Genomic DNA, 23,135 nt, shown 5'->3' with positions numbered 1-23,135 from the left:
TTCTCTTCACTGAGACAACACAAGTGCGATAAGGTGGCCTAATAGACCGTAAGGACGCCCAATCGTCACTGCGATATGAGTTGCAGATCGCTACGTGTAGGACTGCGAAATCCGGGCATGCGAAAAGTACTGCCCTGAACTTGATCCCAAGGGACAGTTGAATCGGAATCAATTCCGCCGATACGGCAAGCTCTTCTTCGAATTATCGTGTTGACCTGGCCGGCAGCCCTGTCACCATCTGGGGGTCGCGACGGAACTCTTTGATTCCCCCGCGGCGCAGACACGCTGCAGTGTGTCTGCGCCGCGGGAGTGAGCGTCTGGCTTCACGCCCCCTGGATCTCGCCGCAGTTGGGCGTGGTGGAGACACCGTTGAACCGATCGGCGACCCACGCCATGCTGCGTTCACCATCAACGAACTGCGGCAACAGGATGTTGACGTCCATCTTATTGAGGAAGGGCGGCTGTTCGTTGGTCCACAACTGGACGTCGGCACCTTTGGCGCACCAGTCCCGAGCAGTGTCGTGTGCAGCGTTGTAGGGGGCCAGCGGATCCCACCGGTTGTGCGAAATGTATACCGGCACTGTGGGTTTGATGTTGCCGATGCGTTGCGCTGCGAAGATGCTCTTGAACGGATCGGTTGAGGCGATCTGATTCAAGTCATCCTTGAAGTAGAACTGCAGATGGCGGAAGGCGTAGTCCACGCCGCCCTGCACCAGGCAGGTGTGTCCACTCCAATCGAGCATCTGAACACCACGTGGCGTCAGCGCATCCCAGATCGGTTGCTCGGTTTCGGGATAGGAGGCCTGGATGCCTCGAAGCAGGTAGCCCGCCAGGACGGCCAGGAAGTTGCCATCCACGGCCGGGATGACCTCGGGAATATTGGTGATCGGGGCATTCGCATAGCTGCCGACAACCTTGAGTTCCGGCGCATAGGTCGAGGCCAGTTCAGCCGCAGACAGCGAGGCCTGCCCTCCTGTTGCCCAGCCCCAGAACGCGACAGGACCATCTGGATCCAGTGAAGTCCCCGGCAGCTTCTGGGCTGCACGGGCAGCATCGATCAACGCAGTTCCGGCCGCCACCCGATTCAGGAACTGAGGCGAGACGGGGCTGTGAATGCCCTCTCCGACACCGTCGGTCACCACGATGGAGTATCCGCGCGCCAGCAGCGTGGCGATGAAACCCTCTTCGTAGTTGAACATCAGGTCGAAGCCTTGCGAGAAGTGGATGCCCTGATCGAACAGCCGCGACGGTGCGCACTGCTCACCCACTCCGTATGGTCCGGTGGCGTAAGCCAAAAGTGGGCGCGATCCTTTGCCGGGCCAGGGCACGTCGGATTCGATATAAGTACCGGTCACCGGCACCGGCCTGCCCTGAGCATCAGTGCTGAGGTACATGATTCGGGTGCCGGAGCCGACAAATGCGCCAAGCTGGCCCGACGGTTCTAGCACCAGCCGCGACGGCTCCGTACGGATCAATTCACCGGGCTTGCCAGACGGCAGGGGGTCGGGCGGAGTGTAGAACTGCTCGTACTTGATGTCATCTGCGTGCGCAACGCCCGCCGGCACCACCGCTACGACACCGAACATGAACGCGACCACCAGCGCCGCCGTCAATCGCAGAGTCTGACGAGCACCCGCAGCGGGCCGGGTTGGCATCAGCTGAGCGCCGCGCGCTCTGGCCGATCGACCAAGCAGCATCCGAGACGGAGAGCCGGAGGCCTGGTTCCACTTTTTCACTTGTGCCCGCATTCCTTGAGACCTTTCTCGCCGAACAGAGGGTGTTGACCGCCGCTGATACCACGACTAATCGCCCGCGACTGTCGACTCGACTGAAATACCACGATTTTGGTTCTCCAGCACTCCCGCGCGATTTGCCGACATGGCCGGCGACGAAACCACGTGAGTGCGTCTGTTGTCGCACTGAACATAACGGTGCCGATACCCACCAGAGACCCGAACGTGATCACCAACCATCCACCAAAGACCTCTTGACCAGCGGTTTCATCCCATAATCCGGATTTGATCCATTATGATGAAAAATTGATCAACGCATCTCTTGGGACGTTTCCCGAATGAAGATCGGACGAATATAGAGACGGGCCAATCCCGCGTTATAGAAATCTCCTATGCGGGGTAAGGGGAATCCTATATACCGCCGTAGTTGTGCCCGGTAATTACTATCAGCCGATAGGGAATCCTGATTACCGAAATTTCTCGGTAATCGATTTTGTCGCTACGAACTAAGCCACATCGGTGTTCTTGACTCGGAGTGACGCCTGCGGCCTGCCCGGACGGGGCCAAGTCGAGCGATCGCGCGGGCCAACCGTTGGCTATCTAGTCAGACGTGACCAGAGACCCTGGTGCCACTACCCTGCGTTCCACCGTGCCCCTGCATATATAGCGGTTCGGAGGTTGCCGGCGGCGCACTATTTTTTAGCCTTCAGGCTGGGCAACAGCACATCGTCGACCACCACGCGGACCGTTTTCTCGGTCGGCGGCCGGTCGGCGACCAGCGCCCGGAACACCAGGTAGCCCGGCAGCAGGTCGTAGATCTCGTGGTTGATCGCCGTGGCCTCGATCTCGCCGCGCTCGACAGCGGCAGCCAACACCGCGTCGATCACCAGGCTGCGCTGCAGAACGAACTTCTGCTGCATGGCCTCCTGGAGAGCGGGACTGTGCGACATCTCGTTGAGGACCGCACGCATGGTGCGCATGTGCTCCAGCGCCTGCGCGCAGGTGGCGCGACCGATTTCCAGCAGGTCGCCGCGCAGCGAGCCGGTGTTGGGCGGAGTGGCCGCGCTACGGGTGCCTTCGATGATTGCCGCCAGCACCAGATCAGCTTTGGTCGGCCAGCGCCGATACACGGTTGCTTTGCTCGCCTTGGCCGTGGTCGCCACCGCCTCGACGCTGAAACGGTCATAGCCGTGCTGCTGCAGCAGCTCCAGCGTGATCGCCAACATCTCAGCCTCCCGCTCACTCCACGGGCATGCCGACTCGTCGCAACTGTCCTCGGAAATCATCGACCCCTTACCCACCGCGCCGCAGACCTCACGCTTGCGCAGCAATTTGTCTGCATGTCAAGTGCCTTGCGATACAGCGTACGGTACCGTACCGTTCTCCCGTACGCGACGATATCGCCACACTGCATCGCGCGATCGTCACCGGCACGTCGAGGGGCTTTGCTGTGAGCAGGTTTTCGGTAACCGCATTGGCACGCCGACAGTGGGTGGCGATCGTGGTGGTCGTGGTGGTCGCCCTGGTCGGGTTCAGCGTCGACCGGCTGCGCGGCATCTTCGGATCCGACAACGAAGTATCCAGACCCGGATCAGAGGCCCTGGAGAACACCGGCTACAACCCCAAACACGTGCTGTTCGAAGTATTCGGAACGCCCGGAACAGTGGCCACCATCAACTTCTTGGACATCAACGCCCAACCTCAGCGCGTCGCCGATGTCCGTCTGCCGTGGTCACAGACGCTGACCACCGACGACCCGACGATGTATGCCGACCTGCGCGCACAAGGCGACGGCACCAGCATCGGCTGCCGCATCACCGTCAACGGAATCGTCAAAGACGAACGTTCGTCGGACAACGTCAACGGCTACATCGCCTGCTTGGACAAGACGGCATGAGCGGGCACCGCACCGCTCCCCCGGCCGAAGGCCCGCGGGCAGCCCGGATCATCCGCAGACTCTCGCTGCCGATCCTGCTGATCTGGATCGCCATCGCCGCGATTTCGAACACCATCGCGCCCCAGCTCGAGATCGTCGGGTGGGAGCGCTCCGTGGGGCAGAACGCCCCGGATGCACCGGGCATTCTCGCGATGCGGCACATCGGGCAGGTCTTCAACGAATTCGATTCCGACAGTGCGGCGATGATCGTGCTCGAAGGCGATGAACCACTCGGCCCCGAAGCGCACACCTACCACGACGGCCTGGTGAAGAAGCTGCAGGCCGACACCGAACACGTCGAACATGTGCAGGACTTCTGGGGCGATCCACTCACCGCGGGCGGGTCACAGAGCAAAGACGGCAAGGCGGCCCTGACGCAGATCTATCTGCGCGGCAACCAGGGCGAGGCGATGTCGAACGAATCCGTCGACGCCGTCCGCAAGATCGTTGACGACACGCCACCTCCGCCCGGCCTCCACGCCTACGTCACAGGCGCCTCACCCCTGGTGACCGACAACTTCGAGGTCGGCAGCGCGGGCACCAACGAGGTCACCGGAATCACCTTCCTGGTCATCGGCCTGATGCTGTTGTTCGTCTACCGCTCACTGACCACCATGGTGATCGTGTTGGCGACGGTGGCCATCGAGCTCGCCGCCGCCCGCGGTGTGGTGGCGGTGCTGGCGCACGCCGGCGTGATCGGTCTGTCCACCTACGCGACGAATCTGCTGACGCTGTTGGCGATTGCCGCGGGAACCGACTACGCGATCTTCGTCGTCGGCCGCTACCAGGAGGCCCGCGGCAAGGGAATGGAGCGCCTTGACGCCTACCACGACATGTGGCGCGGCACCGTCCATGTCATGGTCGGCTCGGGCCTGACCATTGCCGGCGCGGTCGCATGCATGAGCTTCACCCGCCTCCCCTATTTCCAGACCCTCGGGATACCGGCAGCCGTCGGTGTTCTCGTGACCTTGGCGGCCGCCCTCACGCTGGGGCCCGCCGTGCTGTTGATGGCGACCCGGTTCGGACTGATGGAACCCAAAGTCGCGCAACGAACCCGCGGCTGGCGCAAGATCGGCACCGCCATCGTGCGCTGGCCCGGACCGATCCTGGTGGTCACCAGCGGAGTCGCACTCATCGGTCTGCTGGCGTTGCCTGGCTACCACACCAGCTATGACAACCGGCCCTACATCCCCGCCAGCGCGCCCGGTGTCGTCGGGATGGAGGCCGCCGAACGGCACTTCACCGAAGCGCGGATCAATCCCGAGTTGGTGATGATCGAGACCGATCACGACATGCGCAACCCGGCGGACATGCTGATCCTCGAACGTGCGGCCAAGGCGGTGCTCCACACGCCGGGAATCGCTCTGGTGCAGTCGATCACCCGCCCGCTGGGGACACCGATCACGCACAGCTCCATTCCGTTCCAGATCAGCGCGTCCAGTGCGAGCCAGATCATGAACCTGGACTACCAGAAGGACCGGGCCAACGATCTGCTCAAGCAGGCCGGCGAGATCGACAACACGATCGCGGTGCTCAGACAACAGCTCGCCCTGCAGCAGCAGAGCGCTACAGTCACCCACGAGCAAACTGAGGCGTTCCACGACACCGTGACCACGATGAACGCCCTACGCGACAAACTCGCCGACTTCGACGATCAGTTCCGCCCGCTGCGCAACTACTTCTATTGGGAACCGCACTGCTTCGACATTCCGATGTGTTGGGCAATGCGGTCCGTATTCGACTCGCTGGACGGAATCTCGGAACTGTCCGAGAAGTTCGGCGACATCACCGCAAGCCTCGACAACCTCGACGCCCTACAGCCGCAACTGGTGGCCCTGTTGCCGCCGCAGATCGCGATCCAGGAGCGCAACCGCGAACTCACGCTGTCGAATTTCGCGACCACCGGCGGCATCAATGCCCAAAGCGAAGAGGCCCTGAACAACGCCACCGCGATGGGCAAGGCCTTCGATGACGCCAAAAACGATGACTCGTTCTACCTGCCACCGGAGGCCTTCGACAACGCCGACTTCAAACGCGGCCTCAAGCTGTTCTTGTCACCCGACGGCAAGGCGGCCCGCATGATCGTGACTCATCAGGGCAATCCGGCCGATCCCCAGGCGATTCCGCATATCAACGCCATCAAGGAGGCGGTCTTCGACGCGCTCAAGGCGACGCCGATGTCCGACGCCAAGATCTACGTCGCCGGGATCGGATCGACCAACAAGGACATCTCCGAGGGAATGAAATACGACCTGTTGATTTCGGCGTTGGCCGCGGTCGCTCTCATTCTGCTGATCATGGTGATCGTGACGCGCAGCCTCGTCGCCGCCACCATCATCGTGGGCACCGTTGTGGTCTCGTTGGGCGCATCGGTCGGCCTGTCGGTCCTGGTGTGGCAGTACATCTTCGGGATTCACCTGTTCTGGGTCGTGGTGCCACTGGCCATCATTCTGCTGCTGGCAGTGGGCGCGGACTACAACCTGCTACTGGTGTCCCGCTTCCAGGAAGAGTTGCCCGCGGGTCTCAACACCGGGATCATCCGGTCGATGGGCGGCACAGGCTCGGTGGTGACCGCGGCGGGGCTGGTGTTCTCGGCGACCATGGCAGCCTTCATCTTCAGCCCGCTGGTCATCCTCGGCCAGATCGGCACGACTATCGGACTGGGCCTGTTGTTCGACACCTTGATCGTGCGGTCGTTCATGACCCCGTCGATCGCCGCACTGATGGGCAAGTGGTTCTGGTGGCCGAAGTTGGTGCGCCAGCGCCCGATCCCCGCGAAATGGCCCGAGCCCCTTCGGCGCACACCCGAAGAGGTCGTGCAGTGAAGCGCGCCGTCGCCGCGCGGATGGTCGGCTTCGGATTGCGCTCCGCCATCGCCACCGCAATGCTGACCGGCGCACTGGCCACCGCGGGGGTCGCCGCCGCCGACGCCACCGACGACTATCCGATTCCCCGCCGGATCCTGCGAACCCCATGCACGGCAGAGCAGATCATGGCCGCTGCCCGCGACGTCGAACCCGTCTACTACGAGCGCTACATGATCGACTATCACAACAAGCCGGTGGCCGACCGCCAAGCCGCCCAGGACAGCATCCACAGGTTCTTCGCCATGGACTACGCCGGGCGGCGCCAGTACGCCGAAGACACCGCCACCAACGCCTTCTTCGAGCCCATGTCCTGGCGCTGGCCGAACTGGGCCAAGCTGTTCTTCAACAATAAGGGTGTGGCCGCGCGCACCACAGAAATCTGCCTGAACTATCCCGCCGGCGACATGTCGGTGTGGGACTGGCGTTAGCGCGTCAGTCGAGCGGGTGCGCGGCGGGCTCGTCCTCGCCGGTCGCTTCAGGCAGCTCAGCGGACGCCTCGGCGTCGAAGTCCGCCACCTCGGCCTCGTCGGCGCTTTCCACCTCGACGTTGTCGTCATCGTCGGCGGGCGTCTCAGGGTCCACCTCGTCGGTGGGATCCTGCGCGGGGCGCGTGTTCGCGCGCCGCTCTCGCAGCCCGTCCACGATCAGCAGCAAAACACCCAACAGGCTCGCGCCGATACAGACCCACGCCACCAGGGCATTGCTGGTGACCACGGCGAACACCAACGCGGCAAGGCCGACTACCGCCAATACCAATGCGATGACCAGCATCGAATCACCTCCAGTCCGACGGGCGAACTACTCGATTCCGCGGTGAGGCGGCTCGATTCTGACGGTCAGTTGGTACCGCGGTTGAAATGGTTGAACCCGCCGCCGTCTCCGGAAGCACTGCTGTCGACCGGTGCGGCCGAACCCCGCTGACCGAGCTCTTCGAGCTGGGATTCCAGGTAGGTCTTGAGCCGGGTGCGGTACTCGCGCTCGAAGGTGCGCAGCTGCTCGAGGCGGCCCTCCAGCACAGTGCGCTGCTGGTTGATGGTGCCCATGATCTCGGAATGCTTGCGCTCCGCGTCGGCCTGCAATGCGTCGGCCTTCTCCTGCGCCTGGCGCAGTTGGGTCTCCGAGCGGGTCTGGGCGTCGGCCAGCATCGCGTCGGCCCGCTGCCGGGCCTCGGTGACCGTGGTCTCCGCGGTCTGACGTGCCTCGGTGAGGATCTGGTCGGCGTTGGCGCGGGCGTCGGCCATCAGCTTCTCGGACTCGGCGCGCGCGGTGCCGGTCAAACGGTCCGCGGTGTCCTGGGCCAGGCTCAGCACCCGTGCCGCCTTGAGGTGCTGCTCCTCGGTGGACACTTCCGGTCCGGGCTGTGCGGCCACCACAGGCTGAGGCGGTGCCACCGGCTCGGGGGCGGGCTCGTAGACCGGGATGGAGGGAACCGGCTGCTGCGACCCACCACCGGCGCGGGCCGCGGTCAGGTCTTGGTCGAGCTCGCTGATCCGCTGGCGCAGGTCGGCGTTCTCCTCGATGAGCCGGGTCAGTTCGGTCTCGACCAAGTCGAGGAAGGCGTCGACCTCGTCCTCGTTGTAGCCGCGCTTCCCAATCGGCGGTTTGCTGAACGCGACGTTATGTACGTCGGCCGGTGTTAGTGGCATCGTCTGCCCCCTCGAGTCAGGTAGTAGTTAGCGCCGATCGGGCACGGGTAGGTCGACCGGAAACACGCTAGCCGTGTGTAACTGCCGTCCATCCTGTCACATCCGCCGCTGCGCTCGGCAATGTGAATGATATTAAGAGCGAATTTCAAATTGCTGCCACAGAAATCACGCTTTGGCAAACGGGAGCTCTGAGGGCTATCAGAGGTCCCCACCGGGGAACGCGGCCCGCCGACGGCCCTGACCGGGGCCGAAACCGGCTGGACCTGCCTCGCGGAGCACCGCGGGCCACCGCGGCCGGATCGGCCCCACCGGATGCCCGACAGCAAAGCACTGAGGCGGCGACGCACCCAGAATGTGATTTATTTCGCGGCGCGGCCAAACGTGTCGCGCCGGGCGCCGTTCCGCGTCACGCAGCGTGCTGCAGAGCCAGTTCCATCCCGACGAACGCGATCAGCAGCAGCACCATGATCGAGAGGTCGATACGCACTGCCCCAATGGTCAACTGAGGGATGAGGCGTCGGAGCAGCTTTACCGGCGGGTCGGTGATGCTCATGATCAGCTCGAGAATCACCACCGTGGTACCGCGCGGATGCCAGTCACGGCTGAATGAGCGGATGAACTCGATGACGATTCGGGCGATCAACAACAGCCAGAAGACGAACAGCGCGATACCGAGGATCGTAAAGAACAGCGCCAACGGAGTGAGACCTTACTGACGAGGGTGGGCCCGCATCAGCAGCGCTGACCGGCTCGACTGCCCTTCCAGCCTACCGATACGCGTAGAAGCCGGTCTCGGCGATGCGGCGGCGCTCCTCCGGCGACACGTCGACGTCGGCCGGCGACAGCAGAAACACCTTGGTGGCGACCTTGTCGAAGGAACCCCGCAGAGCGAAGGCCAGGCCCGCGGCAAAGTCGACCAGTCGCTTGGCGTCTGCGTTGTCCATCGAGACCAGGTCCATGATCACCGGGGTGCCGTCGCGGAATCGCTCCCCGATGGTGCGCGCCTCGCTGTAGTCCTTCGGCCGCAGCGTGGTGATCTTCGACAGCGGGCTGCTCTCATCGAACATCTGGGCCATCCGGCGCGGCTCCATCGCGAGGGCGCCGCGGGTGGAACCGCGCAGCGAGGAGAACCGGCGCTCGAAGTCACGAGGACGTTCGAACTCACGGCCCCGGTACCGGGGCTCGCGGGGGTCATCCTCATAGCCGCCGCGGTAGCCGGCCGGGGCGTCGTCATAGTCACGGTCCTCGAAACGCTCGTCATAGCGGCTCTCCGCGCGGCCGGCGACGCGGTCGAAGACATCCTCGCCGAATCGCTCGGGCCGAGGTGCGTAGTCACGTGACCCGGCACGGTCGTCGCCGTCTTCGTAGTAGTCGTCGTCGTAGTCCTCCATTGGAGCCATCCCGAAGTAGGCCTTGACCTTGTGGAGTGTGCTCATCCTTGGACCCTTCTAGGCTGATGACTGTGATGAAGGTGTGACTGAAGTGACTAATAACGGTGACGGTAACGGCAGCGAGCGTGATGGCGTGGCACCGACACGCGGACACCTCCCACCGGTTTCACCCGCCCCTGCCAGCGACCTTTACCGCCGGCTCATTCCAGCCAGATAACCGATGCCAGCCGGCCGGTAAGCCCGTCCCGGCGGTGACTGAACAGCTTCGGATCCGCAGCGGTGCAACGCGGGTCGGCATCGATGGCCGCCACGCCCAATTCCCTTAGTTGACGTGCGATTCCGGCGCGCAGGTCTAACCCGGGCGTGCCCGCAGACGTGACGGTGCGACTGCCGGGCAGGGCTGCCTCGACCTCGTCGGCCATCGCGGCGGGCACCTCATAGTGCAACCCGCTCACCGCCGGGCCCAGCAAAACCGAGACGTCGCCCACCCGGGCGCCGGCCGCGAGCATGGTTTCCAGTGCCCGAACGACCACGCCGTGCTGCGCGCCGACCCGGCCGGCATGCACCGCAGCGACCACCCCCGCGCGCGCGTCGGCCATCAGCACCGGAACGCAGTCGGCGGTCACCACCACCATGGCCAGCCGGGGCACGGTGGTCACCAGTGCATCGGTCTCTTCGACCACACTCGCGCGTGGTTCATCGACCCTCACCACATGATCGCCATGCACCTGGTTCATCCAGACCAGACGGTCAGCCCCCAGACCGGTGGCCTTGGCCAGCCGGGCACGGTTGGCCGCTACCGCGGCAGGGTCATCACCGACATGATCGCCGAGGTTGAAGCTGTCGAACGGTGCCTTCGACACACCACCGGCGCGGGTGGTGCTCACCCGCCGGACGCGAAAAGTCACGGGGCGAGCCAGCGGTGGTCGCTAGCGCGGCGAAGCCGGGCGACGCGGGCCAGCGCCATCAGCTCAGTGCCGCATGAACGGCGGAACGTCCACGTCGTCGTCATCGACGCCGTCGTCGCCGTTGCGACCGCCCACGCTGACCGTTGCCCCGTTGGTGGCGGGGGGAACACCGACCGCATCCACCGGGTCGAACAACGACGAGGTCACCTTGCCGGCCTGTCCGGGCGCCATGGCATGCCGGGCCGCACTGGAGGCACCGGTAACCGGCTTGCGGCCGGAGCCCGCGGAGTCAAAGCCCGCCGCAATCACCGTCACCCGCACCTCATCGCCGAGCGAGTCGTCGATCACAGTGCCGAAGATGATGTTGGCTTCGGGGTGCGCGGCGTCCTGAACCAGCGATGCCGCCTCGTTGATCTCAAACAGGCCCAGGTCGCTGCCGCCGGCGACCGACATCAGCACGCCCTGGGCGCCCTCCATCGAGGCCTCCAGCAGCGGCGAGTTGATCGCGATCTCGGCGGCCTTGAGCGCCCGACCGTCGCCGCGGGCCGACCCGATGCCCATCAACGCCGTGCCTGCGCCGCTCATGATGCCCTTGACGTCGGCGAAGTCGACGTTGATCAATCCGGGGGTGGTGATCAGGTCGGTGATGCCCTGGACACCGTTGAGCAGCACCTCGTCGGCACTGCGGAACGCATCCATCAGCGAGACCTGGGCGTCGCCCATCTGCAGCAGCCGGTCGTTGGGGATCACGATCAGGGTGTCGCAGCTCTCGCGCAGGGCAGCTATGCCCAGCTCCGCCTGGTTGCCACGCCGCTTGCCCTCGAAGGAGAACGGCCGGGTGACCACGCCGACGGTCAGCGCACCGAGCTTGCGGGCGATGGTGGCCACCACCGGAGCGCCGCCGGTGCCGGTACCGCCACCCTCGCCGGCGGTGACGAACACCATGTCGGCGCCGCGCAGCAGCTCCTCGATCTCGTCCTTGGCGTCTTCAGCAGCCCGACGACCCACTTCGGGGTCGGCGCCGGCGCCGAGGCCGCGGGTGGATTCACGGCCGACGTCGAGCTTGACGTCGGCGTCGCTCATCAGCAATGCCTGTGCGTCGGTGTTGATCGCGATGAACTCGACGCCCTTGAGCCCCTGCTCGATCATCCGGTTGACGGCATTGACGCCGCCACCACCGATACCCACGACTTTGATGACGGCCAGATAGTTGTGCGGTGGGGTCATCGTTCGTCTTCCTCCCTGGTGGGATTGGAGTCCTCTCTGGGGCCGGGCTTGACGCGAAACTCGCCGAACTGCCTTCGGTTAAACCTTCAACCTCAACCAAAGGCTTAGAGTTATGTCAAGTTGTTCCGTGCAACCGCCACAGTAGGGCCGGCTCGGTCGTCCGCGGCGCCGACGCGCCGAGACACGCCGCGCGAATTTTCCTGCGGCCGCCCTACCGAACGGTGGGCAGATCCGGGCTCGACACGTCATAGGTGTGGCCCGGCTGGGTCAGCAGGGCCGCCAACTTCTGGGCCTTCTCCGCGGTGCGGTCGGTATTGCCCCACACCACCACCCGGCCGTCGGCCAGCGTCAACGTGATCGACGACACCGATGGAGCCGCCACCCGGCTGATCTGCCCAGCGACGTCGGGAGCCAAAGCGGTCATCACCTGCAAAGCCGCCATCGTCGGCGGATCGGCCGGGGCAGGATTCTCCACGTCGAAGAACGGCAGCATCGACGGCGGCGCACCCGTCGCGAAGTCGACACCGTCACGGTCGAACAGGTGCGGGCCGTCGGGGTAATCCTTGTACACCACCGGGATCCGCTCGACGATCTCAATCCCGAGCGCCGAGGGATACTGCCGCTGAACCCGGGTGCTCGCCACCCGCCGGATGGTCGCCACCCGCTCGGCCACGCTGCCGGTGTCAATCTGCAGCAGCGGCGTCCCGGACTGCACCCGCGCCACGTCCAACACTTCCTCGCGAGTCACCGCGACGATCCCGGTGACCTCGAATTCGCGAACCGACATCAGCGGCGTGAAGTAGAGGATCAGCCCGATCCCGACTACGAGCGCAGCCGCCAGGAAGGCGGCCAGCACTATCTTCAGGCCCCTGATGGTGCCCCGGGGAACGCCTTTGGGTGGCTCAGTGGACCCCGCACGCAGCCGCCGCTTGGCGTCCCTGCGGGCCTGTTCGATGGCCTCGGCGCGCGCTTGCGCCGCGCGCCGCTCCGCGCGTTCCCGACGAGCCCGCCGACGCGGGCCCTCCTCCTCGGCAGGCTCGCCCTCCGCCGACCCTTCGCCGGCGGGCTCTTCCTCGGTCGACTCTTCCTCGGCGGACGCAACGCCTGCTACAGCCTCTGCGGCATCCGTCGGCGGCGCCGAAGCGGCCTCGCCGTCAGGAGTGTCCCCGACGATTTCGGGGTCCTCGGTGCTCTCGGGCGGCACGCTCACAGCACGCCCGGGTGGCCGGGAGCGCTCCGATCGGCCCGCGCTCGCAGCGCGGTGACGATCTCCGGGCCCAATACGGTCACGTCACCGGCACCCATGGTGACGATCACGTCGCCGGGACCGGCCGCCGCCGCGACTGCCTCGGGAACGGCAGAAAAGTCCGGCAGGTAGTGCACGGGCACGCTGACGTGTTCGGCGACGCTGGCCCCACTCACCCCGGGCAAGGGCTGCTCACGCGCACCGTAGACGTCTAGGACGAAGACCTCGTCGGCGCGGTCCAGGGACCGGCCGAACTCCGTGGCGAACTCCTGGGTGCGCGAATACAGATGCGGTTGGAACACGACCAGGCTGCGCCCGGTACCCCGCTCGTCGAGCAAGGCTCGGACCGCGGTCAACGTGGCCGTGATCTCGGTGGGATGGTGGGCGTAATCGTCGAAGACCTGCACCGACCCGGTGGAGCCGGCCGAGCCGACCAGTTCGAACCGGCGGCGCACCCCGTCGAATCCGGCCAATCCGTCGAGCACCCCCTCCAGCGGCGCGCCGACCTCGACCGCGGCCAGCAGCGCGCCGAGCGCGTTGAGGGCCATGTGCCGTCCGGGAACCGAGAGTCGCATGGAGCGGCGCTCGCCACTGCCGAGCAGTGCTACCTCGGCGAGCGCACCGGTGCCCCGCTGTTCCCAACTGGCCAGCACGCCGTCGAGTGGGGCGGTCCCGGTTCCTTCGCTTCCATAGCGCAACACCCGAATGCCCTGTGCCGCAGTGCGGTCCGCCAACTCGGCGCCGCCAGGATCATCGACACAGATCACCGCTGCCCCACCCGGCGCGATGCGCTCGACGAACGCATCGAACACCTGCGTGTAGGCCTGCTCGCTGCCGAAGAAGTCCAAGTGATCAGCCTCGATGTTGGTCACCACCGCGACATTGGGGGTGTATTCCAACAGCGAGCCGTCGCTCTCGTCGGCTTCGGCAACAAACAGTGGCCCGCTGCCGTGGTGTGCATTGGTGCCGGCTTCGGAACCGGCAGAACCCAATTCGCCGCCGACGGCGAAGGACGGATCCAGTCCGCAGCGCTGCAGGGCGACCACCAGCATGGACGTCGTGGTCGTCTTGCCATGGGTGCCGGTGACCATCAGCGTGGTGCGACCCGCCATCAGCTTCGCCAGCACCGCCGGTCGCAATACCACCGGAATGCCGCGTCGCCGGGCCTCGACGAGTTCGGGATTGGTCTTGGGGATCGCCGCGTGCGTGGTGACCACCGTGGTGACCCCACCGGGCAACAGGTCCAGGGCCGACGCGTCATGACCGATGCGCACCTGCGCGCCGCGGGCTCGTAATGCGTGGATACCGCGGGACTCCTTGGCGTCCGAACCCGAGACCAGGCCACCGCGATCCAGCAGGATCCGGGCGATGCCCGACATCCCTGCTCCGCCGATACCGACCATGTGCACCCGGCTCAGCTCCGGCGGCAGTTGCGAAGCGCTCATGCCGCTCACTGGCCGCCCCTCGCTGCGCTCGCGACGTCCAGCGCGACCGTACTCATGCCGCTCACTGGCCGCCCCTCGCTGCGCTCGCGACGTCCAGCGCGACGGAAGCCACCCGTCGGGCCGCCTCCGGATGTCCAGCCAGCACCGCGGCGCTTGTCATCGCGGCCAGCCGGGCGGTGTCGGTGAGCAGCCCAGCGACCGTGTCGGCCACAAAATCCGGCGTCAGGGCCGCGTCCTCGACCAGGATGCCGCCACCGGCGTTGACCACGGGCAGCGCGTTGAGGCGCTGCTCACCATTGCCGATCGGCAGCGGGACGTAGACCGCGGGAAGCCCGACCGCCGACACCTCGGCGACCGTCATCGCCCCCGACCGGCAGATCGCCAGGTCTGCGGCCGCGTAGGCCAGGTCCATCCGGTCCAGATAGGGCACTGCCAGATAGGGCGGGTCACTGGCAGCAGTTTCCGGCAGGTCCAGGGTGTTCTTCGGGCCGTGCGCATGCAGGACCGAAATACCAGCGGCGGCAAGCTGTTTAGCTGCCCCGGCGACCGCCTGATTGATCGACCGGGCGCCCTGGGAACCACCGAAGACCAGCAGCACCCGGGCGTCGTCGGCGAAGCCGAACTCGGCGCGAGCCGCCGCACGCAACGCTGACCGGTCCAAAGTGGTGATGGCTGCCCGGACCGGTACGCCGACCACCTCGGGTCGAGCCAGTCCACAGTCGGCGACGGCCGAGAGCACCCGCTGCGCACCGCGCGCACCCACCCGGTTGGCCAGGCCGGCGCGCGCGTTGGCCTCGTGAATAACGACAGGAACACGCCGCGACCCCAGGCCCCGAGCGGCCAGGTAGGCCGGCAGCGCAACGTAACCGCCAAAGCCGATCACCACGTCGGCGCGCACGTCGCGCAAGACCGACCGGGTCTCCCGGACAGCGCGCAGCACCCGCACCGGCAGCCGGACCAGATCGGCGTTGAGCTTGCGGGGCAACGGCACCGGGGTGATCAACTGCAGGTCGTAGCCGCGGGCAGGCACCAGCCGGGTCTCCAGGCCGCGGGCCGTACCCAGCGCGGTGATTCGGACGTCGGGATCCAGCGCGCGCAGCGCGTCGGCGACGGCCATCGCGGGCTCAACGTGGCCGGCCGTGCCGCCGCCGGCGAGAACAACCGAGAGTGGCGCACCGCGGTCCGGCTTAATGACCGAGTCGTTCACCGCCTATCGCTGACCTTCCAATGCGCGTACGCGCCCGCCGGTCGGACGCGCCCCGGCGTGACGCCGGCCGCCTCCATTTTGCCCTGCGCTCCCTGCGCGGTGACTCGCTGCCCGTGCCGTGGGCTGGGCGGCTGCTCCTTGGCGGCTGGATCGAGCCGGTGGCCGTGTCCCACTACGCGGCCGCGCCCCCTGCTGCGGGCGTGACCTCAGCCGGTCGCGCAGCGCTTCAAGGCGGGTCGGCGAGTACGGCTCCGGCAAGGGAAGCCGCAGGATCCGGTTCATCCGGTCGTCCTGGCCCGCCCGCAGCGCCGCCACCGCCTCCGGCTCGTGCCGGGCCGCATTGGCCATGATACCGATCATGAAAAGTGTTGTTGCCGTGGATGTTCCGCCTGCAGATATCAACGGCAGCTGGATTCCGGTAACCGGCAGCAGCCCGATCACGTACCCGACGTTGATGAACGACTGCCCGATCACCCACATCGTGGTGGCGGCGGTCAACAGTCGCAGGAACGGGTCGGCGGAGCGCTTGGCGATCCGCATGCCCGTGTAGGCAAACAGCCCGAACAGCGCCAGCAGTCCGAACCCGCCGATGAAGCCGAGTTCCTCGCCGATGATCGCGAAGATGAAGTCGTTGTGGGCGTTGGGTAGGTAATTCCATTTCGCGGTGCCCTGTCCCAGGCCGTCACCGAAGATGCCTCCGTTGGCCAGGGCGAACTTCGCCTGCCGCGCCTGGTAACCGGCGCCCTGCAGGTCGGCGTCGGGGTCCAGCCAGGACCGCACCCGGTCAGAGCGGTAGCCCTCGGTCACCGCCATGATCGCGGCCGCGGCGACGATGGCCGTCAGCGACGTAAGGAACACCCGCAACGGCAGGCCTGCGTACCACAACAGCGACAGCAGGATGATGCCCAGCGACACCGTCTGTCCCAGGTCGGGCTGGGCGACAATCAGAACCAGCGCGACCACGGCGGCCGGTACCAGCGGGACCAGCATCTCGCTCAGCGACGCCCGCTCCATGCGCCGGCTCGCCAACAGGTGCGCGCCCCAGATCACAAAGGCGATCTTGGCCAGCTCCGAGGGCTGCATGGAGAAGCCGGCGATGACGAACCAGCCGCGAGAACCGTTGGACAACGTACCGATGCCTGGGATCAGCACCAGCACCAGCAGCACGATGGTGAACGCGAAACCGGCAAAAGCCATCCGGCGCATGAACCGGACCGATATCCGCAACGCCACATAGCAGCCGATCAGCCCGATCAACGTCCACATGACTTGCTTGCCGAAGATCCGCCAGGCAGATCCGTCGACGCCGTAGGACTCCACCCCGGATGCGGACAGGACCATGATCAGGCCGAGCGTGGTCAGCAGCGCCGCCACCGCGACGATCAGATGAAACGAGGTCATCGGGCGGCCCAACCAGGCACCGAACCGGGTGCGCGGCTCGGTCTTGGCGGGCTTGTCCGTGGTGGCCTCGTCGGCTGCGGCGCCGTCGGCGGCTCCGGCATCCCGCCGCAGCCGGGCCAGGATGGCGATCACACCGATCCCGCCGCGGCGCGGGCGGCGTCGGCGAACGCGTCGCCCCGGGCGCCATAGCCGGCGAACTGGTCGAAGGACGCTCCCGCCGGAGCCAGCAGCACCGTGTCACCGGGCCGGGCCAGCTCGCGGGCGGCGGCCACCACCGCGGTCATCACCCGCGAACCCAGCGTCTCGTCCAGCCCGTCAGTCACTCGCCTCACATGAGTAACTGGAGACACAGCAGTATCACCCATATCAATATCCTCGCCCGTCACAACGTGGACGACGGGGACATCCGGCGCGTGTCGTGATAACGCCTTGGCAACCTCTCCGCGATCGCGGCCGATCAGCACCGCCCCAGCCAGATGCCCGGCGATTCTGGCGACCGTCGGCTCGATCGAGGCGCCCTTGAGCAATCCGCCGGCCACCCAGACCACCCGCGGATAGGCCAGCACCGAGGCCTCAGCGGCATGGGGATTAGTGGCCTTGGAGTCGTCAACGTAGCGGACGCCGGCATCGACGACGACCAGTTCGGCGCGGTGGCGGCCCACCTGGAACGATTCCAGCGCGGCAGCGATCGCCTCCGGGGCAACATCGACACTGCGGGCCAGCGCGGCGGCCGCCAACGAGTTGAGCACCCCCACGGACCCCGGCACCGGGATCGACGCCGCCGATGCCAGCGCCAGGGTGTCGCCGAAGGCCCGGTCGACCAGCATGCCGTCGATGACGCCAAGCTCACCCGGCGCCGGGTGCCCCAGCCGAAAGCCCACCTTGGTAGGCGCGGGCGCGGCATCGCGCAACGCCGCGGCATGGGCATCGTCCATCCCGACCACCGCCACCCGTCCGGCCAACGCGCGAGCCTTGTCCGCGGTGTAAGCGGCCATGCTGCCGTGCCAGTCCAGGTGATCCTCGGCGACGTTGAGCACCGCACCGGCCTCCGGGCGCAACGAGGGAGCCCAATGCAGCTGGAAACTGGACAGCTCGACGGCCAGCAGTTCGGATTCATGCGGCGGTCCCAGGACCTCAAGTACCGGGCTGCCGATATTGCCGCACAACTGGGCGCTGCGGCCCGCAGCCACCAGCATCGCGTACAGCATCGAGGTGGTGGTGGTCTTGCCGTTGGTGCCAGTCACCACCAGCCAGCGCCGCGGCGGTCCGTAGTGGCCGGCGGCATCGAGCCGCCAGGCCAATTCCACGTCGCCCCAGATCGGTACCCCTGCCGACGCCGCAGCGGCCAGCACCGGAGTCTCCGGCCCAAAGCCGGGACTCGTGATCACCAGCGCGTAGTCGCTGATGCGTGCCGCAGCCTGGTGCGGGGGGCAGGTGGTCACGTCGGGATAGGCACGCAGCGCCGCGGGGTTGTCGTCGCACAGCGTCACATCCAGCCCGAACGGCGCCAACGCGGTCACGATGGCCCGGCCGGTGATCCCGGCCCCAGCCACCAAGACCCGCGCTTCGCCCGAGAGCAGGGCCAATCCGGGCGGGCCCGCTACGCCAGACACCTCAGCCACCTACGGCGGTGAACCACTCGCCGTAGAACATCGAGACACCCAAACCACAGGCAATGGCTGTGAGCAGCCAGAACCGGATGATGACGGTGGTCTCAGCCCAGCCGGCCAACTCGAAGTGGTGATGGAACGGCGCCATTCGGAACACTCGGCGGCCGGTGCTGCGGAAGGCCAGGATCTGGACCACCACCGAGGTGATCTCGGCGACGAACAGCCCGCCCAGCACCACCGCAAGGATCTCGGTGCGGGTGGTGATCGACATCCCGGCGATCACGCCGCCCAGCGCCAGCGAGCCGGTGTCGCCCATGAAGATCTTGGCCGGGGCGGCATTCCACCACAGGAACCCGATGCAGGCGCCCGCGGTCGCGGCGGCGATCAGCGCCAGGTCCAGCGGGTCGCGCACGTTGTAGCAGCCCAGGCCCGGTGCGATCGCACAGGCGTTGCGGTGCTGCATCACGGTGATCAGCACATAGGCGGCACTGACCATCGCCATGGATCCGGCGGCCAGGCCGTCCAAGCCGTCAGTGAAGTTGACCGCGTTGGACCACGCGCTGACGATCACGATCACGAACAGCACGAAAACCGCCGCGGGCAGCGTGACAGTGGCGATGTCCCGCACGTAGGACAACTGCAGGCTGCCGGGGGTCAGCCCGGACCCGTTGCGGAAACACAGCACCAGCAGACCGAACAAAGTCGCCGCGGTGACTTGGCCGATGGTCTTGGCAGTCTTGTTCAGACCGAGGTTGCGTGACCGGCGGATCTTGATCAGGTCATCGACGAAGCCCACACCGCCCAGCGCGGTGGCCAGACCCAGGACCAGCAGGCCCGACGCCGTCGGCCCGGTTCCGTAGAACACCAGGCCGGCCAGTTCGGCGGTCAGGTATCCCGCCCAGATGCCGGCCACAATGGCCACTCCACCCATCGACGGAGTACCGCGCTTGCGCTGGTGGCTGGCCGGGCCGTCCTCGCGGATCTCTTGCCCGAATCCCTGTTTGGTGAACACCCGGATCAGCACCGGGGTCAGCAGGATCGCGACCAGCAGAGCGACACCGGCCGCGATGAGGATCATTATCATCGGCGATCTCCTGGCTCTTCGCTGTTCAGCGCCTGCGCCAACGCGGTCAGCCCGGCGGAGTTCGATGCCTTGACCAAAACCACGTCGCCGGACTCCAGTTCGGCGCGCAACAGGTCCAGGGCAGCGTCGACGTCGGGTACCGCGGTGGCTTCGGAACCCCAGGATCCCTCCATGACCGCGCCATGCAGCATCGCGCCCATCGATCTCCCTACTCCGACGACAATGAGACGAGAGACATCTAAGCGCACTGCGAGCCGTCCGATGCGGTCATGCTCAGATATCGCGTCCTCCCCCAACTCGGCCATCTCCCCCAGCACCGCCCAACTGCGCCGTTTGGCCCCCGGATTCTCGCCGCGCGCGATCCAGGCCAGCGCCTGCAGCGCCGCCCGCATCGAGTCCGGGTTGGCGTTGTAGGAGTCATCGATCACGGTCACCCCGTCGGCCCGGGTGCTGACTTGCATCCGGTGTCGCGAAGCCGGTCCGGTCCCGGCCAGGGCGTCAGCCACCTGTTGGGGCGTGGCGCCGCATTCCAGTGCCACCGCGGCGGCGCACAGCGCGTTACCCACCTGGTGGTCACCGGAGACCCCGAGGCGCACCTCGGATTCGCCGGTGCCCGCGTGCAGGGTGAACCGCGGACGAGCCAGCTCGTCGAGCGCCACCGGCCCGGCCCACACGTCGGCGGACGTTGCGCGGCTGACTCGCACCACCCGAGCAACAGTCTTGGTTGCCATCGCGGCCACCGCCGCGTCGTCGGCGTTGAGGATCACCACACCGGATTCCGGAACCGCTTGTGCTAGCTCGGCTTTGGTCTCGGCGATAGCCTCGTGGGAGCCGAACTCTCCCAGGTGCGCCGTACCGACGTTGAGTACCACCGCGATCTGAGGGCGGGCGATGGCTGCCAGCGCGGCGATGTTGCCGCGATGCCGTGCCGACAGCTCCAGCACCAGATAGTCGGTGTTCTCGTCGGCCCGCAGCACCGTCCACGGGTGGCCCAGTTCGTTGTTGAACGACCCGGGCGGTGCCACCACCTCGCCCAGCGGCGCCAGCACCGTGGCGATCAGGTCCTTCGTGGAGGTCTTCCCCGACGACCCGGTGACGCCGACGATCGTCAGTCCCTTGGCGACCAGCGCCGCCGACACCGCGGCGGCGAGTTTGGCCAGCGCGGCGAGCACGGCGGCGCCCGAGCCGACCGCGTCATCATGTTCCAGGGCACCGGTGCGGCTGTCGGACAAGACCGGATCGGCTGGGCTTACGACGATCGCCGGGACTCCCACCGGGCGAGCGGCCAGCACCGCCACCGCCCCAGCGGCCACCGCCGATGCCGCGTGATCATGGCCGTCGGCCCGAGCACCGGGCAGCGCCAGAAACAACGAACCGGGGCCGATCTGGCGCGAGTCGAATTCCACTGTGCCCGTGATCAAGCTGTTCTCGGCCTGCTCCGGGGTGATGTCGGCAAGCCGGCCACCGACGATCTCGGCGACCTGCGCGACGCTCAGCGCAATCATCGGTGCTCCTCGCGCGCTTCCAGGGCTTGGGCCAACTCCACCCGGTCGTCGAACGGGTGGGTGTGGCCCGCTGCGGTTTGGCCGGACTCGTGCCCCTTGCCCGCGATCAGCACCACATCACCGGGCCGAGCCCAGCGAACCGCGTGCTCGATCGCCGCCCGCCGGTCACCGATCTCGACCACCTGCGCGCTACCGGCCGCGGCGCCGGCCAGGACGGCCCGGCGAATGTCGGCGGGGTCTTCGCCTCGCGGATTGTCGTCGGTCACCACGACCAGGTCGGCCGCGTCGGCGGCGATCCGCCCCATGGGCTCACGTTTACCGTGGTCGCGGTCACCGCCGGCACCGAACACCACGGCCAGACGCCCTGGAGTGTCGCGCAACTCCTGGCGCAGGGTCGCCAGCACCGCTGCCAGCGCCCCCGGCTTGTGCGCGTAGTCGACCAAGGCCAGAAACCCTTGGCCACGCTCGATCGGTTCCATCCGTCCCGGCACTCGCGCCTGACGCAGACCAGGCGCCGCCTGCTCGGGGGAAACGCCGACGCTGTCTAAAATAGCCAGTGCAACAAGACAATTCGCAACATTGTAGTCACCCGGAAGGGCTATTCCGACCGGGTGATGCACCCCTGCGGGGTCGACGGCCAAGAATTCCCGCCCGCCAGAGTCCCCCGCGCTGGACTGTTCCAGAGCCCAGTCGGCCGGACGGCGCGAAGCACTCACAGTGATCGGTTCCGCCGCCCGCGCCGCCATTGCCGCGCCGGCGTCGTCATCCACACAGATCACCGACCGCGCGGCATGCAGCGGCGAGGCCGGGTCGAACAACCGGGCCTTAGCCTCGAAATAGTCGGCCATCGTGGGGTGGAAGTCCAGATGATCGCGGGACAAGTTGGTGAAGGCACCCACGGCAAACCGAATGCCGTCGACGCGCCCCAACGTCAGGGCGTGGCTCGACACCTCCATCACCACGGTGTCCACGCCCCGCTGCGCCATCACCGCCAGCAGTGCCTGCAGGGCCGGCGCCTCCGGGGTGGTCAGTGCGCTGGGCAGGTCGACACCGTCAATGCGTACGCCGACCGTGCCGATCAGGCCGACGGAGCGGCCCGCCGACCGCAGTCCCGCCTCGACCAGGTACGTGGTGGTGGTCTTGCCGGACGTCCCGGTGATGCCGATAACAGTGAGCCGATCGCTGGGATGTCCGTAGATCTGGGCCGCCAGTCCGCCGAGCACGGACCGCGGATCCGGGTGAACCAGCACGGGAGTACCGGACACGGCTGCGCTGTCGCCGATCTCGGCAACACCCGCACCGTCGGACAGCACTGCCGCTGCACCCCGGGCGATGGCATCGCCGACGAACCGTGCGCCGTGGGTGGTGGCGCCGGGGAGCGCCGCGAACAGGTCGCCGGGCCGCACATCCTGGGCACGTAGGGTCAGGCCGATGATCGGCAGTTCCGGCACCACGTCGCCGGTGACGGCGACCGCGCCGATCTGGCCCGCCAAGGTACGCAGCGGGGTACCCGTGCCGACATCGGGGCGCAGAGCAGCAGGCACCGCCATCACCTCCATCCGCTGCGGCCGGGTCGTCAAGATCGGCCCTGAGACTACCTAGGCGGACGGTGACCGCGGCGCAGGCGATCGGGCTTGGCCGACGGCGCGTCACAGCCGCAGCGGCGGTCGGAGCGGGGCGATGCGGTGGATCGCCTCTCGCCCATGACGCCCGACCCGCGCGCTCAGCTCTCAGAGCCGGGCGGCCTCTTGCCGAGCTTCGCGTCAAACATGCATTGGAAATCCCCGGGCGGGCAACCATATTGGGTCGGGTCCGGAACGTCCTCGCAGTTGCCGTCTTTTGTCATGAAACAGCCGCTGGCATGAAGGTCACTCGCAGTGGGCATCGCAACCAGCCCACCAGCGAGGATCCCCGCCATCAGGGCCAGGT

19 protein-coding genes are annotated in these 23,135 nt (G+C 66.8%); 3 read left to right on the top strand and 16 right to left on the bottom strand.

The features are described 5' to 3' along the window. Window positions 1–323: 323 nt before the first annotated feature. Both G6N09_RS16720 and G6N09_RS16715 read right to left on the bottom strand, forming a co-directional pair. Window positions 324–1,655 carry a lipase family protein gene (locus G6N09_RS16720; RefSeq protein WP_109558898.1) on the bottom strand — a complete coding sequence of 444 codons (1,332 nt, stop codon included), beginning with the start codon at window positions 1,653–1,655 and terminating at the stop codon, window positions 324–326. A gap of 770 nt (window positions 1,656–2,425) precedes the next feature. After that, window positions 2,426–3,019, bottom strand: a complete 594-nt coding sequence (locus G6N09_RS16715; protein WP_083025313.1) for a TetR/AcrR family transcriptional regulator — start codon at window positions 3,017–3,019, stop codon at window positions 2,426–2,428. 164 nt (window positions 3,020–3,183) lie between these two features. Between G6N09_RS16715 and G6N09_RS16710 the strand changes: the two genes are divergently transcribed. The 3 genes from G6N09_RS16710 to G6N09_RS16700 are packed head-to-tail and all read left to right on the top strand — an operon-like array spanning window position 3,184 to window position 6,964. Beyond that, window positions 3,184–3,630, top strand: a complete 447-nt coding sequence (locus tag G6N09_RS16710) for an MmpS family transport accessory protein (protein ID WP_083025147.1) — start codon at window positions 3,184–3,186, stop codon at window positions 3,628–3,630. After that, window positions 3,627–6,494 (top strand): MMPL/RND family transporter, encoded by a 2,868-nt coding sequence (locus G6N09_RS16705; protein ID WP_083025150.1) that lies wholly within the window; start codon window positions 3,627–3,629, stop codon window positions 6,492–6,494. The genes G6N09_RS16710 and G6N09_RS16705 overlap by 4 nt, the downstream gene beginning before the upstream one ends. Before the next feature lie 20 nt (window positions 6,495–6,514). Beyond that, window positions 6,515–6,964 carry a DUF5078 domain-containing protein gene (locus tag G6N09_RS16700; protein ID WP_083025316.1) on the top strand — a complete coding sequence of 150 codons (450 nt, stop codon included), beginning with the start codon at window positions 6,515–6,517 and terminating at the stop codon, window positions 6,962–6,964. 4 nt (window positions 6,965–6,968) lie between these two features. On the opposite strand, the gene G6N09_RS16695 is transcribed toward G6N09_RS16700, so the two are convergent. The 14 genes from G6N09_RS16695 to G6N09_RS16630 form a co-directional block, all read right to left on the bottom strand. After that, window positions 6,969–7,307: a hypothetical protein gene (locus G6N09_RS16695; RefSeq protein WP_083025152.1), complete on the bottom strand. Its 339-nt coding sequence runs from the start codon at window positions 7,305–7,307 to the stop codon at window positions 6,969–6,971. A gap of 65 nt (window positions 7,308–7,372) precedes the next feature. After that, window positions 7,373–8,182, bottom strand: a complete 810-nt coding sequence (gene wag31 / locus G6N09_RS16690; protein ID WP_083025155.1) for a DivIVA-like cell division protein Wag31 — start codon at window positions 8,180–8,182, stop codon at window positions 7,373–7,375. Between the two features lie 406 nt (window positions 8,183–8,588). Next, window positions 8,589–8,879: a YggT family protein gene (locus G6N09_RS16685; RefSeq protein ID WP_083025157.1), complete on the bottom strand. Its 291-nt coding sequence runs from the start codon at window positions 8,877–8,879 to the stop codon at window positions 8,589–8,591. Window positions 8,880–8,949: 70 nt separating this feature from the next. After that, window positions 8,950–9,618: a cell division protein SepF gene (locus G6N09_RS16680; RefSeq protein WP_083025160.1), complete on the bottom strand. Its 669-nt coding sequence runs from the start codon at window positions 9,616–9,618 to the stop codon at window positions 8,950–8,952. Window positions 9,619–9,773: 155 nt separating this feature from the next. Then, window positions 9,774–10,481: a peptidoglycan editing factor PgeF gene (gene pgeF, locus G6N09_RS16675; RefSeq protein WP_083025163.1), complete on the bottom strand. Its 708-nt coding sequence runs from the start codon at window positions 10,479–10,481 to the stop codon at window positions 9,774–9,776. Window positions 10,482–10,544: 63 nt separating this feature from the next. Beyond that, window positions 10,545–11,708, bottom strand: coding sequence for a cell division protein FtsZ (ftsZ, locus tag G6N09_RS16670; RefSeq protein ID WP_083025165.1), 1,164 nt, complete (start codon window positions 11,706–11,708; stop codon window positions 10,545–10,547). Window positions 11,709–11,919: 211 nt separating this feature from the next. Continuing rightward, window positions 11,920–12,918, bottom strand: a complete 999-nt coding sequence (locus G6N09_RS16665; protein ID WP_272937505.1) for a cell division protein FtsQ/DivIB — start codon at window positions 12,916–12,918, stop codon at window positions 11,920–11,922. Continuing rightward, a complete protein-coding gene (gene murC, locus G6N09_RS16660) occupies window positions 12,915–14,399 on the bottom strand; it encodes a UDP-N-acetylmuramate--L-alanine ligase (protein ID WP_083025168.1) in 1,485 nt (494 codons plus the stop codon). Before murC ends, G6N09_RS16665 begins: the two co-directional genes overlap by 4 nt. Before the next feature lie 61 nt (window positions 14,400–14,460). Next, a complete protein-coding gene (murG, locus tag G6N09_RS16655; RefSeq protein WP_083025171.1) occupies window positions 14,461–15,606 on the bottom strand; it encodes an undecaprenyldiphospho-muramoylpentapeptide beta-N-acetylglucosaminyltransferase in 1,146 nt (381 codons plus the stop codon). A gap of 3 nt (window positions 15,607–15,609) precedes the next feature. After that, complete coding sequence (gene ftsW / locus G6N09_RS16650) at window positions 15,610–17,136, bottom strand: putative lipid II flippase FtsW (protein WP_407662698.1); 1,527 nt, start codon at window positions 17,134–17,136, stop codon at window positions 15,610–15,612. Then, the gene (gene murD / locus G6N09_RS16645; protein ID WP_179959850.1) at window positions 17,136–18,620 is read right to left on the bottom strand and encodes a UDP-N-acetylmuramoyl-L-alanine--D-glutamate ligase; all 1,485 of its coding nucleotides are present in this window, start codon (window positions 18,618–18,620) and stop codon (window positions 17,136–17,138) included. Before murD ends, ftsW begins: the two co-directional genes overlap by 1 nt. A 1-nt stretch (window position 18,621) precedes the next feature. Then, a complete protein-coding gene (gene mraY, locus G6N09_RS16640) occupies window positions 18,622–19,701 on the bottom strand; it encodes a phospho-N-acetylmuramoyl-pentapeptide-transferase (protein ID WP_083025176.1) in 1,080 nt (359 codons plus the stop codon). After that, a complete protein-coding gene (locus tag G6N09_RS16635) occupies window positions 19,698–21,206 on the bottom strand; it encodes a UDP-N-acetylmuramoyl-tripeptide--D-alanyl-D-alanine ligase (protein WP_083025178.1) in 1,509 nt (502 codons plus the stop codon). The genes mraY and G6N09_RS16635 overlap by 4 nt, the downstream gene beginning before the upstream one ends. Beyond that, window positions 21,203–22,756 carry a UDP-N-acetylmuramoyl-L-alanyl-D-glutamate--2,6-diaminopimelate ligase gene (locus tag G6N09_RS16630; RefSeq protein WP_083025325.1) on the bottom strand — a complete coding sequence of 518 codons (1,554 nt, stop codon included), beginning with the start codon at window positions 22,754–22,756 and terminating at the stop codon, window positions 21,203–21,205. The genes G6N09_RS16635 and G6N09_RS16630 overlap by 4 nt, the downstream gene beginning before the upstream one ends. Between the last annotated feature and the right edge of the window lie 379 nt (window positions 22,757–23,135).

Source organism: Mycolicibacter minnesotensis, assembly GCF_010731755.1.
GTDB lineage: Bacteria > Actinomycetota > Actinomycetes > Mycobacteriales > Mycobacteriaceae > Mycobacterium > Mycobacterium minnesotense.
This window is presented reverse-complemented; position numbering and strand designations above follow the sequence as displayed.